This is a genomic window from Arthrobacter rhamnosi (assembly GCF_054510855.1).
The window spans coordinates 173,313-185,390 of sequence record NZ_JBTNDT010000005.1 but is presented as its reverse complement, the minus strand read 5'-3'; the positions used below and the strand labels follow the sequence as shown (position 1 = coordinate 185,390).

The window sequence follows — 12,078 nt, the reverse complement described above, 5'->3', positions numbered from 1 at the left end:
TCAGTAAGCCCGATTTCTCAGCGAGGAGAATAATCCGTGACGTACTCACTGCAGCTCTACACACTGCGGACAGCGATAGGCGAGGATCTTCCCGGCACCATCAAGCGCGTCGCCGAGTTGGGTTACACCGCCGTCGAGCCCTACAACTTCGTCGCCACCGCGGAGGAGCTGGCCGAGGCACTGTCGGCCAACGGGCTGACCGCGCCGTCCGGCCACGCGCCGCTCCTCCGTGCCGACCAGGACGAGATCTTCGAGGCAGCACGCACGCTGGGCATCGGCACCGTGATCGACCCGCACGTGGAGCGGTCCCACTGGACGTCGGAGGCCGACATCAAGGCCACGGCCGAGGCGCTCAACGCGGCAGCGCAGAAGGGCGCCGGGTACGGGATCACCGTCGGCTACCACAACCACGAATTCGAACTGGAAGAGCGCATCGACGGTGTCTCCGGACTCGAGGTCCTCGCCGGCCACCTCGACCCCCGGGTGGTCCTCGAGGTGGACACGTACTGGGCGGCCGTGGGCGGCGAGGACCCCGTGGAACTGCTCCGCCGCCTCGGTGACCGCGTGCGCTTCATCCACATCAAGGATGGTCCGCTCACGAAGAACGACAAGGAGCAGGTGGCCGTCGGTTCCGGGCGGATGCGCGTCTGGGACGTGCTGGGCGCCGCTCCCGGCCTCGAAGCCGCCGTCGTGGAACTCGACGATTTCGACGGCGACATCTTCACCGCCGTCGCGGACAGCCTGGCGTACCTGAACGAGGGGAAGAAATGAGCATCCATGCGGGGGCCCGCCGCACGGGCCCGGTCGGCGTCGCCGTCATCGGCGCCGGGGTCATCAGCAGGGAGTACCTGACCAACCTCACGAGCTTCCCCGACGTGACGGTGCACATCGTCGCCGACATGTTCGAGGAGTTCGCTGCCGCGCGGGCCGCCGAGTTCGGCGTCCCGGCATCCGGGAGTGTGCAGGACGCCCTGGACCATCCCGACGTGGAGATCGTGGTGAACCTGACCATTCCCGCCGCGCACGTGGAGGTCGCGACTGCCGCCGTGGGTGCCAGCAAGCACGTGTGGAGCGAGAAGCCCTTCTCGCTGGACCGGGAGAGCGGGATCGGCCTCTTGAAGACCGCCGACGCCGCAGGGGTCCGGCTCGGGTGCGCCCCGGACACCTTCCTCGGTGCAGGCCTGCAGACCGCCCTGCGCCTGGTGGCGCGGGGAGACATCGGCGTCCCCCTCACGGCGCTGACACTCATGCAGTCGCCAGGACCGGAGTCCTGGCACCCGAACCCCGCATTCCTCTTCCAGGAGGGCGCAGGGCCGCTGTTCGACATGGGTCCCTACTACCTGACGGCCCTCGTCCAGACCTTCGGAGCCATCACGAAGGTAGCCGGCATCGGCTCGAAATCCAGGGAGAAGCGCACCATCGGATCGGGTCCGAAGGCCGGCGAGGTCTTCGACGTCACCGTCCCCTCCCATGTCAGCGCGATCGCCCAGTTCGCCGGCGGCGGGTCGTCCCAGAGCATCTTCAGCTTCGATTCGCCGCTCAAGCGCGCGGGTTTCATCGAGGTCGCCGGAACCGAGGGGACGCTCGCCTTCCCCGACCCGAACACCTTCACGGGCGACCTGCTGCTCACCCGCCCCGGAGCGGATAAACCGGAGGTGATCGCGGCAGTCGGGGCGACGTCGACGCGCAGCAGCGGTGTGCTCGAGATGGCGCGCGCACTCCGTGAGGGGCGTCCGCACCGCGCGCAGGGCGAGATGGCGTACCACGTGCTCGATGCCATGGTCTCGATCTCCGAAAGCATCGCGACGGGCGAGTTCGTCCCGCTGCTGAGCACGGCAACCGCGGCCGAGCCGCTGCCCGAGGACTGGGATCCCTACGTGTCGACTCTCGCCTGACGCCGGAGGCGCGGAGACCGGCATCTGCTGACGTCCGCACGGGCCCTGGACAGAAGTCGCCGGCCGGACTCCTGTCCAGGGCGTTGCTCCCCTAGGGTGGAGGGGTCCGGATTCATCGATGGAAGGACCGCGCAATGACCACCGATCACGACGTCTGGGACATGCCGGGGGCAGGGCATTCCTCTGAGGCCATCGAGCCGGACGAATGCTGGGCCCTCCTCAGTACCGGCCTCACGGGCCGCCTCGGGTTCCTCAGGGATGGGCGCATCTTCATCTTCCCCGTGAACTACGTGGTCCACGACCGCGGTGTCTACTTCCGCACCTCGTCGACAGGTGACCTGGGCCGCACGTCCCTCGACCGGGTGGCCTTTCAGGTCGATCACGTGGTCGCGGAGCAGATGTCCGGCTGGTCCGTCCTGGTGCAGGGATCGACCGCCGTCGTGACGGACGAGGCACTTCTGTCGGCGGTATGGGGCCGCATGGTCAGTGAACCGTGGGCCGGCGGGGATCGCCGGCAGCTCGTGCAGGTGGTGCCCACGTCGGTTTCCGGGCGCCGCGTCGGTACGGCCCGGTAGCACGGCCTCATACCGCTGCTGATACCGCTGCTGACACCGCTGCAGCGGAGCCCGCGAACGACTGGCGTAGGCTGGAAGTCTGCGGACACGTTCGCGCCACCCCAGGCGCCGTCCGCGAGGAGGCGGAATTGGTACAGCGCATGGCAGACCCCACGTATCGGGCCCAGCAATGGGAACAGCGGTACGATCCACAGATCGAGGACGTGAACCGGCTCTGCGACGCGCTGGCCGAGTCCAAGCCGGGGTCGGGCGTGCCGTACATCGATCCCATCCACGACGTCGACGGCTGCAAGATCGTCAGCCTCTTCTCGAATCCGGGAGCATCGCTGCCGTCGGGGTTCGTCTCGTTCGAAAACGACGACCCCAGTTCCATCCGCATGGCCGGGATCTACGAAGCGATCGGCCTTCGCCCCGACGCTTTCATGCCGTGGAACGCCCACCCCTGGTACCTCCCGGAGGGCAAGGAGCGCGCCCTGACTATGGAGCAGATCACCGATGGGGTGAAGCCCCTCCTGACCTTCCTGCAGCAGGTTCCCCGCGCCTCGGCACTCGTGGCGCACGGCGCCGATGCCCACAAGGCCGCGCGCCGGCTCATGAAGCTCGAGAACCGTGCCATCGCCAAGCGCGGGTTCAAGATCTACGAGGTCCGTTCACCAGGGGAGCGCGCCTTCAAGGGCACTCCCGCCAACCAGGAGCTGTGGCTCAAGGAGATCCAGTCGGCCTACACCGACGCCATGGGCAGGGCCGGGATCCGGGTCCGGCAGTCCATCTAGATCCGCAGTCCGTCTGGACCCGGCGGCCGGATGGATCCGGACGTACGGGTCGTCAAGGAGTCGGCAAGTCGACCCTTACAGCAATGCGCTGAACTCCGCCCGGGCGGAATTCAGCGCATTGTTCTGCATGTCGCCCGGTGAGGCCTCAGGCCGAGCCGGTCACCGTGCGCAAGGAGGCCCCGGCGGGGGCGGCATCATCAGCAGCGCGCCCGAGCGTGAGGCCCCGCAGGGTCGCCGAGATGTCCTCGAGGGACTGCTGTACCCAGGCGAAAGCCTCGTCGTCCAGGGCGCGCTCGCAGGGGTCGGGGATGCACGAGCGGTGCGCCAGCGCCAGGCGGGCGACGGTTCCCTCGAGTGAGTCGAGCAATCCCTCCGTCTCGGCAGCCAGGTGGTCGGCCAGCACTCCGGCGCCCGGCGCATCGCGCCCCCCGGGCATGACGAGGAGCGTGGTCCTCGGCGACCGGGAGGCGGCGGAAGGCGTGCTGACGGACGGGCGCTGCGTGCTCATATAGGTGAGACCTTTTCTAAGTCAAAAGGGCGCCCTGAAAGTCCCCATGGGCAGAAAACATTGACTGCAATAGTCTGCCACTGATTTCGCCTGTTTCCGGCGCTCCAGGCGCAAGAATTCCGCAAGTTACCGCTCGGTAGACCGACGCGGCCCCCGAGAGGTCCGGCTGCACCCCCGCGGGCCCGTGGCCACGCCCTTCGGCCGGCGCGGTTCCCGCCGGCCGCTACTCCCCGTTCCGCCTGAGGTAGGTGGACCCGTCGGGGTTGCGCACCACCGTCCACTGCTGCAGTTCCTCCTGCCGGAGGCGCTGTGCCTCGTCGTCGCGGTAGACGATCGGCCCCGACGTGGTGCCCCGCTGGGCGGGGCCGAAGAACATGCGCAGCTTTCCGGTGGCCGTCATGAAACGCGCGGACAGCGGATCCTTCTTGCTCATGGGTAATCCTTCTCCTGGTGTCGTTCGTACCCCCGGGGTAGGGGGAGTTCTGATGCGTACCTCGAGGACGGAAGCTCGGTTCCCGTCGCCCGGATGATGGCGTGCATGGCGTCGTTGAGGGTCTCGACCTCCTCGCGGGTCAGTCCCAGCCGTTCCATCATGGTCACCGGGACCTGGCGCGCCTCGGTGCGCAGCTCCCGGCCCGCTGCGGTGAGTTCGACGGCAAGGGCGCGCTCGTTGCCGGCGACCCGGGTGCGCGTCACCAGTCCCAGCGTCTCCAGTCGCTTGAGCATCGGTGAGAGGGTCGCGGACTCCATGGCGAGCGCCCGGCTGATGTTCCGCACCGTGCGCGGGCTCTCCTCCCACAGGGCGAGCATCACGAGGTACTGCGGATGGGTCAGATTGAGTTTCTCGAGGACCGGCCGGTAGGCGCCGACCACGCTGCGGGATGCCACGGACAGTGCGAAGCATAGTTGGCGCTCGAGCAGGAGGTCGTCGTCGGTCCTGGTGTCCATGGGGCCCCTTCTGCGGCTGAAAGGTTCGTGTACTAATTATTAGTAGGCTACCACCGCGAGCCTGCACCTGGCCCACCGGTCATCACGGCACGGGTGCTACCCCGCAGGTGGTGCTGCCCGCAGGCGAGATTCGTCTGGCATCCTGAGTCATGCCTTCGCCTGCGCCGCCCCTCGGGGGTCCGTTCTGGACGCTCCTCGGGTCCTCCGCGCTGTCCAACCTCGCCGATGGTGCCCTCAAGGTGGCTCTTCCCCTCATGGCGGTCGCCCTGACCACGTCGCCTGTCCTCGTCAGTGGACTGGGCGTGGCACTCAGCCTGCCGTGGCTCCTGTTCGCCCTGCCCTCCGGCGCCCTGTCCGACCGGCTGGACCGACGCCGCGTGATGGGCTCGGCCAACGCCGTCCGAGCCTGCGCCCTCCTGCTGCTGGCCGGAGCAGCGCTGGGCGGCGGCGTGTCCATCTGGCTGCTGTACGCGGTCGGGTTCGTCATCGGCACGGCGGAGACGCTGTACGACACCTCCGCGCAGTCGATCCTTCCGCAGCTCATCCATCGGGACCAGCTTCCGCGGGCCAACGGTCGCCTGTTCGCGGTCGAACTGACGGCCGGCCAGTTCATTGGGCCTCCGCTCGGCGGAGCACTCGTCGCCGGAGGAGCGGCGCTCGCCGCAGGGGGTGCGGCGGCACTCTGGCTGGCCGCGGGCGGCCTGCTGCTGCTGCTGCCGGGGTCCTACCGCATGCCCCGAACCGGCACCACGAGCATGCGGGCAGAGGTCGCCGAGGGGCTGCGGTTCCTCTGGGCCTCCCCGGTGCTCCGGGTTCTCGCCCTCATGGTCGGCGTGTTCAACTTCGCCTTCAGCGCGGCGTTCGCGATCTTCGTCCTCCACGCCGTGGGGCCGTCGTCGGCCCTGAAGCTGTCGGAGGTCGGCTACGCCGTCCTGCTCGCCATGCTGGCCGTGGGCAGCGTGGCCGGTGCCCTGGTCGCCGAACGGATCCAGGGGATCCTCGGCCGGTCACGGTCCCTCGCCCTGACCATTCCGGCCTCGGCCGTGCTGGTCCTGGTTCCTGCCCTCACCGACAGCCTCGTGCTGATCGGGGCCACCTATGTGCTCGGCGGCCTCGCAATCGCGGTGTGGAACGTCATCTCGGTGTCCCTGCGCCAGCGCATCACCTCGGACCGGCTGCTGGGCCGGGTGAACAGTGGCTTCCGGCTGATGGCCTGGGGCACCATGCCGCTGGGTGCAGGAACCGGGGGCCTGCTGGCGGATGTCCTCGGCATCGAGGCGGTCTTCGTTCTCATGGGTGTGCTGACGATGTTCCTCCTGGTGGGGCTCCTGGTCCTGACCGATACGACCATCGATGCCGCGGAACGCGGCACGGACGGCTCGACGGGATCTCCCACAGAGAGCTGACCCGAGGGCGAGTGCGCAGGGGCCCGGAAATGTCGGTGCGGGCCGATACCTTGGATGCAAAGCCGCCACTCGGAAGGTCGCATGCTCCAGCCCAGCAAGCTGCTCCAGATCAGTCGTATCTACGTCGAGCCGGCCGCGGCCGAGCTGCCCAGGGGCAAGGAGATTCTCGCGCGCTGGCCGGAGGCCGACATCGTGGAGGTCGCGAGCCACTGGCGGATCCCCGAACTCAGCGGCGATGAGGCGAACGTCCGCCGATGGGCGCGGATCAAGACCGAGGCCCTCGTCGTCGGCGTCAAGAAGACCCTGACGGCCAAGCCCAACGGCAGGTCGGCCGACTTCATCGCGCCCTCGACGGCGAACGGCTGCGCGATGGCCTGTGCCTACTGCTACGTCCCGCGCCACAAGGGGTACAGCAACCCGATCACGGTCTTCGCGAACATCGACCAGATCAGCGGCTACCTCGAACGGCACGTCGCCCGGCAGGGCATGAAGCTGGAACCCAACCAGTGCGACGACTCCGCGTGGGTCTACGACATCGGAGAGAACAGCGACTGCTCCGTCGATGCGCTCGTCAGCGACAACGTGCGGGACCTCGTCGACCTCTACCGGGACCTCCCCACCGCAAAGCTCTCCTTCGCCACCAAGTACGTGAACCGCGACATGCTGTCGTGGGACCCGCAGGAACGCACGCGCATCCGGTTCTCGCTCATGCCCGAGAGGCTCGCCCGCACGGTGGACGTGCGCACTGCTCCCGTCGCCGAGCGGATCGCCGCCATCAACGACTTCGTGGACGCGGGCTACGAGGTGCACGTCAACTTCTCGCCGGTGATCATCACGCCCGGCTGGCAGGAGGACTGGCGCGAGCTCTTCCGGCACCTGGATGCCTCGCTCTCGCCGGCGGCCAAGCACCAGCTCGCGGCGGAGGTCATCTTCCTGACGCACAACCAGCAGTTGCACGAGGTCAACATGGGCTGGCACCCGCAAGCCGAGGAGATTCTGTGGCGGCCGGACCTCCAGGAGACGAAACGGTCGCAGAATGGTTTCACCAACGTGCGGTACATCGCCTACGAGAAGCGGGGCTACCTCGATGAGTTCCTCCGCCTGGCCGGGGCAGAACTGCCCTACTGCCGGATCCGCTATGCGTTCTAGGGCGCAGTCCGCGTGACGACCGGCCACCAGCAGGACCCCGCCCGGTACCTCGCACCCGCGCTGCCGCGTCCCGTGATCATGGACCAGTGCTGGGCGGACGCGGTGTTCCTGCACTGGCGGATCGCCCCCGAGGTGGCAGCACCCTACCTGCCCCCGGGAGTGGTGCCCGATGAGGTGGACGGTTCGTCCTGGGTGGGGCTGATCGGGTTCCGCATGGTCGGAGCCGGGCTGGGCCGGGGCCTGCCCGTCCCCTACTTCGGGTCCTTTCCGGAGATCAACGTCCGGCTCTACTCGCGAGGGCCCGACGGCACGCGCGGCGTCGTCTTCGTGACCCTCGACGCGTCGCGCCTCGCCGTCGTCCTCGCTGCGCGCGCGGGCGGGATCCCGTACGTGTGGTCGAAGTGCTCCCCGATCCAGCGCGGGGAGGGTGCGCGGCGGGAGTACGGGTACGACGTCGTCCGGTACCGCAAGCAGGCCACGTCCCGCTTCGCCGTCCGGCCGGACACGGACCGGACAGCGGAGGACGCCCTGTCGCTGGAACTGACCGCGCGCTTCGGGCTGCACAGCACCCTGGCCGGCAGGACCCTCTACATTCCCAACACCCACATGCCCTGGCCCTTGCATCCGGCGGCGCTGACGGAGTTCGACGACGGGTTGCTGGGTGCGGCCGGATTCCTGGTCGAGGGGCCGCCGGAGTCGGTCCTGTTCTCACCGGGCGTGCAGACGCAGTTCGGGCGGCCGGGCGTGGTCCACCGGGCGTGAGGGCAGCGCCGGGGCGGCGCTCAGTCCCGGCGCGAGGTCCGGCGTCAGGCCGCACCGCGCGCCGGCCCCGCGGCGTTCGGTAGCGCCTCTCCGGACGCGAGGAAACCGTCGCCGATGCGGACACGGCTCGTCCTCGTGCGGGTCTATCGTCGGTGCCATGGCTATCGCACGTTACCCCAGCACCGTCCTCGACTGCCCCGATCCCGCCGTCCTCGCAGCGTTCTACGGCGCGCTGCTGGACTGGACCGCCGACGTGTCGGAGGACTGGGCCGAGATCCGGGCCGACTACGGCCAATCGATCTGCTTTCAGAAGGTCGAGCCCTATACGCCGCCGGAGTGGCCGTCGACGGACAAGCCCCAGCAGGCGCACCTCGACGTGGTGGTCGACGACCTCGACGAGGCCGAAGCCGCGGTGGTCGCCCTCGGCGCGGTTCGGCACGGATTCCAGCCGGGGACTACCTTCCGCGTGTTCCTCGACCCGGCGGGCCACCCGTTCTGCCTCTGCGCGGACTGACGCAGCAAACCTGCGCGGGGTATCACCCTAAGGCGATGCCCGAAGGGCGGATGCTGAGCGACTCGACCGCCGCTTCCCGCGTCGCGTCGACGGCGAGCCGCACGCCCTTCGCCACCTGGTCGGGGCGGATCCAGGCCTCGGGCCGGTAGTCCCTGCCCTCCCAGGCATGCAGTTCCTCCTGCATGTCCGTGGCCACCCTGCCGGGGTGGATGGAGCTGACCCTCACGCCGTTCGGCCGCTCCTCCTCCCGCAGCGCGTCGGTGAAGGCCCGCAGCGCGAACTTGGTGCCGCTGTACACCGCCGATCCGGCCCCGGAGGTGTAGCCCGAACCGCTGTTGATGGCGATGACCTGGCCACCCGCCGCGCGCAGTGCAGGCAGCAGGGCGCGTGTGAGGGATGCGACGGCGAAGACGTTGACCTCGAAGCTCTCGCGCCACGCGTCGTCGGACAGCTCCGCGATCGCGCCCATCCGCAGCACGCCGGCCGAGTGGATCAGGACGTCCAGGCGGGGGATGCCCGCGACCGCCGCGGCGACCTGGCCGGCGTCGCGCAGTTCGGCGGCGAACGGCTCCGCGGACGGGAACGACGACGAGAGGTGCGCCAGGGCCGTCAGGTCACGGCCGCCGAGCAGCAGATGGTGTGTCGAGCCCAGCTCGTCGGCGATGGCGCGGCCGATGCCGCGGGATGCGCCGGTGATGAGGGCGACAGGGTTCGGAGACATGGCTTCACCCTAGCAATGGGCCGCTGTCATGCGGGCGCAGGGAAGGCCGCCCTTGGGTCGCTGCCGTTGACACGGCAGAAATGCTCGCGGACACTCTGAACAACAAATGTTCACTATGGGAAAACTTCCCGTCTCGACGAAAGGCCCGATCATGACCGGTACACACCTGACCGAGGAGGACGTGACGCGGGCGGCAGCCGTCCTCGTCGATGCCTTCCGGGCCACCGACACCCGCGCGTATTTCGACTGCTTCGCCGAGGATGCCACCTTCGTCTTCTCCACCGAGGACCGCAGGCTCGACTCGCGGGGCGCCTACGAGCAGTTGTGGGCCGAGTGGCTCGCCGCAGGCTGGCGCGTGACCGCATGCTCGAGCAGCAACCCCAGGGTGCAGCTCCTCGGGGACGTCGCGATCTTCACCCACGACGTCCGCACGACCACCTCGACCGCGGGCGTGCCGGAGACCACGCACGAGCGCGAGACCATCGTCTTCCACCGCTCCGGCGGTGCCGTCCGGGCGGTCCACGAACACCTCAGCCCTGTTCCCGGGAACGGCCGGGAGTGAGCGCGGGGCGCCGTCCTGTCCGCCGATGACGGGGCGCCTGTCGGTCCCTTCCGGAGCGGAATCACCGGCGCCTGCGGCCCCCGTGCCCGGTACATCGTGAGGTTCGAGCGCGGACGCCCGCCCTTCCGGGGAAGGGCGGGCGTCCGGTGTCTCGAGCGGGCGGGCTAGCGGGTGCCGGACAGCGTCGCGAGCTCGTCGGCCGAGAGTTCGAGCTCCGCGGCCCGGACCGAGTCGCGGATGCTCTCGGGGCGGGAAGCCCCGGGGATGGGGATGACCGTCGGCGCCAGGGAGAGTTCCCAGGCCAGGCACACCTGCTGGGGGCTGACCCCGTGCCTGTCGGCGATCTCCTGGAACGGCGTGAACTGCTCGCCGAGTCCGCCGGCCTTCTTGATGCCTCCGAGCGGACTCCACGGCAGGAAGGCGATGCCGTTCTCGCCGCAGTACCTGAGCTCGTCCTCGCTGGAGCGGAAGGCGGGCGAGAACTGGTTCTGCACCGACACCAGCCGTCCGCCGAGGATCTCGTTGGAGAGCTTGATCTGGTCCACCGTGGCGTTCGAGATGCCCGCCATGCGGATCACGCCCTCGTCGAGCAGGTCCTTCACTGCGCCCACGGAGTCCTCGTAGGGGACCTCCGGGTCCGGTCGGTGGAACTGGTACAGGCCGATCGCGTCGACACCGAGCCGCTTGAGCGAGGCCTTCGCGGCCTCCTTGAGGTAGTCGGGACGGCCGTTCAGCGTCCACGACCCGTCGCCCGGACGCAGGTGGCCACCCTTCGTCGCGACCAGCACGGACGAGCTGTCCGAGCCGTAGGTCGCCAGGGCCTTCGCGATGAGCAACTCGTTGTGGCCCACCTCGTCGGCGTCGCGGTGGTACGAGTCCGCGGTGTCGATCAGGGTGACGCCGGCGTCCAGCGCTGCGTGGATGGTGCGGATGGACCGGTCCTCATCGGGGCGTCCCTCGATGGACATGGGCATGCCGCCCAGTCCGAGTGCGCTGACCGGAGTACCGCCGAGTAGGCGTTGCTGCATTGTCGTTCTCCTCTGAATAGACGTGCAGTCGCCATGGTAAGCACGGATCCGGATTTGGTGCCATCAACAACAAATCACTGGCCAAGCGTAAAGATCCGCCGTACAACCCGTCCCTCGGCGAGAGCGTCCAGGCTCTCGTTGAGGTCTTCGATCGGACGCGTGTCCGTATGGAGGAGTTCCACGGGGAGAAGGCCCTTCCGCCACAGGTCCAGATAGGCGGGGATGTCCCGCTCGGGGACGGCATCGCCCATATAGCTACCGAGCAGCCGCCGTCCCATGCCCGCGAACTGCAGGGCCTGCGTGGTGAGGTCCTGCTCGGGGTGCGGCAGTCCGACGGACACCAGGGCCCCGCCGCGCGCCAGCAGTTGCAGGCCCGCTTCCAGAACCCGGGCACTGCCCACGGCCTCGAGGACGACGTCGGCGCCACCATCGGTCACCTCGGCCACCAGGCGGGCGGCGTCGTCGGGCGTTCCGGCGTGCTGAGCCCCGCAGCGCCGCCCCAGGTCCTGCTTGGCAGGAAGGGGATCGATGGCGATCACCGTGGTCCCCGGCACCTGCGCCGCCGCCATCACGGCCATCAGTCCCACAGCTCCCAGGCCGAAGACGACGACGGACTGCCCCTCGCGGAGTGCGGCGGTGTTCAGGACGGCGCCGATGCCGGTCAGCGCCGCGCAGCCGAACATCGCGGCGACGTCGAACGGGACGTCGTCGTCGATCACCACCACGGACTCGCGGGCGACGACGGCGTAGTCCGCGAACGCGGAGACGCCGAGGTGGTGGTTGATACGGTTCCCGTCGGGAGTGTGCAGCACGGCGGGCCCATGCAGGAGATCGCCGCTTCCGTTCGACTCCGCGCCCCGGTAGCAGAGCGCCGGGCGCCCGGCCGAGCAGGCCCGGCACGATCCGCACGCCGGGACGAACACCAGGACCACATGGTCACCCGTGCGGACGTCGGCGACGCCCTCGCCCACGCGCTCGACGACGCCGGTCGCTTCGTGCCCGAGGGCCATCGGCAGTGGCCGGATACGCGAACCGTTGATGACCGAGAGGTCGGAGTGGCAGAGGCTTGCGCGCGCGATCCGGACCAGCACCTCGCCCGGCCTCGGCTCGGGCACGGGAACCAGCTCGAGGGAGAGCGGCTTGCTCCCCGCATAGGGAACGGGCAGTTCGGCGGCGCGAAGCACCGCGGCGCGCATCATCGGGCTCATGGCATCCCCTCGGAGAAGTACGGACTGCG

General features: G+C 69.1%; 15 protein-coding genes. 9 read left to right on the top strand and 6 right to left on the bottom strand.

All coding sequences use genetic code 11. The annotated features are described in order from the left end of the window. Positions 1-36: 36 nt before the first annotated feature. The 4 genes from ACX80I_RS11925 to ACX80I_RS11910 all read left to right on the top strand — a co-directional run bounded on the left by ACX80I_RS11925 (position 37) and on the right by ACX80I_RS11910 (position 3,243). Positions 37-771, top strand: coding sequence for a sugar phosphate isomerase/epimerase family protein (locus tag ACX80I_RS11925; protein WP_459345335.1), 735 nt, complete (start codon positions 37-39; stop codon positions 769-771). Continuing rightward, positions 768-1,895: a Gfo/Idh/MocA family protein gene (locus ACX80I_RS11920; protein WP_459345334.1), complete on the top strand. Its 1,128-nt coding sequence runs from the start codon at positions 768-770 to the stop codon at positions 1,893-1,895. The genes ACX80I_RS11925 and ACX80I_RS11920 overlap by 4 nt, the downstream gene beginning before the upstream one ends. Before the next feature lie 134 nt (positions 1,896-2,029). Further along, entirely contained in the window at positions 2,030-2,470 is a 441-nt protein-coding gene (locus ACX80I_RS11915; protein ID WP_459345333.1) for a pyridoxamine 5'-phosphate oxidase family protein, read from the top strand. 140 nt (positions 2,471-2,610) lie between these two features. Beyond that, positions 2,611-3,243, top strand: a complete 633-nt coding sequence (locus ACX80I_RS11910) for a uracil-DNA glycosylase family protein (protein WP_087074068.1) — start codon at positions 2,611-2,613, stop codon at positions 3,241-3,243. Positions 3,244-3,388: 145 nt separating this feature from the next. On the opposite strand, the gene ACX80I_RS11905 is transcribed toward ACX80I_RS11910, so the two are convergent. From ACX80I_RS11905 to ACX80I_RS11895, 3 genes are all read right to left on the bottom strand, one after another. Next, entirely contained in the window at positions 3,389-3,751 is a 363-nt protein-coding gene (locus ACX80I_RS11905) for a hypothetical protein (protein ID WP_459345332.1), read from the bottom strand. Between the two features lie 223 nt (positions 3,752-3,974). Continuing rightward, positions 3,975-4,184, bottom strand: a complete 210-nt coding sequence (locus ACX80I_RS11900) for a hypothetical protein (RefSeq protein WP_301225212.1) — start codon at positions 4,182-4,184, stop codon at positions 3,975-3,977. After that, entirely contained in the window at positions 4,181-4,699 is a 519-nt protein-coding gene (locus ACX80I_RS11895) for a MarR family winged helix-turn-helix transcriptional regulator (RefSeq protein WP_459345331.1), read from the bottom strand. Before ACX80I_RS11895 ends, ACX80I_RS11900 begins: the two co-directional genes overlap by 4 nt. A 149-nt stretch (positions 4,700-4,848) precedes the next feature. On the opposite strand from ACX80I_RS11895, the gene ACX80I_RS11890 reads away from it, so the two are divergent. The 4 genes from ACX80I_RS11890 to ACX80I_RS11875 all read left to right on the top strand — a co-directional run bounded on the left by ACX80I_RS11890 (position 4,849) and on the right by ACX80I_RS11875 (position 8,530). Next, positions 4,849-6,105 carry an MFS transporter gene (locus tag ACX80I_RS11890; protein WP_459345330.1) on the top strand — a complete coding sequence of 419 codons (1,257 nt, stop codon included), beginning with the start codon at positions 4,849-4,851 and terminating at the stop codon, positions 6,103-6,105. Between the two features lie 81 nt (positions 6,106-6,186). Beyond that, positions 6,187-7,254, top strand: coding sequence for a spore photoproduct lyase family protein (locus ACX80I_RS11885; protein WP_459345329.1), 1,068 nt, complete (start codon positions 6,187-6,189; stop codon positions 7,252-7,254). Positions 7,255-7,332: 78 nt separating this feature from the next. Next, complete coding sequence (locus tag ACX80I_RS11880) at positions 7,333-8,016, top strand: YqjF family protein (protein ID WP_459345433.1); 684 nt, start codon at positions 7,333-7,335, stop codon at positions 8,014-8,016. A gap of 157 nt (positions 8,017-8,173) precedes the next feature. Beyond that, complete coding sequence (locus ACX80I_RS11875) at positions 8,174-8,530, top strand: VOC family protein (RefSeq protein WP_459345328.1); 357 nt, start codon at positions 8,174-8,176, stop codon at positions 8,528-8,530. A gap of 22 nt (positions 8,531-8,552) precedes the next feature. Here the strand turns inward: ACX80I_RS11875 and ACX80I_RS11870 are convergent, their stop codons facing one another. After that, positions 8,553-9,251 (bottom strand): SDR family oxidoreductase, encoded by a 699-nt coding sequence (locus ACX80I_RS11870; RefSeq protein ID WP_459345327.1) that lies wholly within the window; start codon positions 9,249-9,251, stop codon positions 8,553-8,555. 151 nt (positions 9,252-9,402) lie between these two features. On the opposite strand from ACX80I_RS11870, the gene ACX80I_RS11865 reads away from it, so the two are divergent. Beyond that, on the top strand, positions 9,403-9,813 hold the full coding sequence (locus tag ACX80I_RS11865) for a YybH family protein (protein ID WP_459345326.1): 411 nt from the start codon (positions 9,403-9,405) through the stop codon (positions 9,811-9,813). Between the two features lie 164 nt (positions 9,814-9,977). Here ACX80I_RS11865 and ACX80I_RS11860 read toward each other — a convergent pair whose 3' ends face one another. Next, on the bottom strand, positions 9,978-10,841 hold the full coding sequence (locus ACX80I_RS11860) for an aldo/keto reductase (RefSeq protein ID WP_459345325.1): 864 nt from the start codon (positions 10,839-10,841) through the stop codon (positions 9,978-9,980). Positions 10,842-10,915: 74 nt separating this feature from the next. Continuing rightward, complete coding sequence (locus ACX80I_RS11855) at positions 10,916-12,037, bottom strand: alcohol dehydrogenase catalytic domain-containing protein (RefSeq protein ID WP_459345432.1); 1,122 nt, start codon at positions 12,035-12,037, stop codon at positions 10,916-10,918. Positions 12,038-12,078 lie beyond the last annotated feature (41 nt).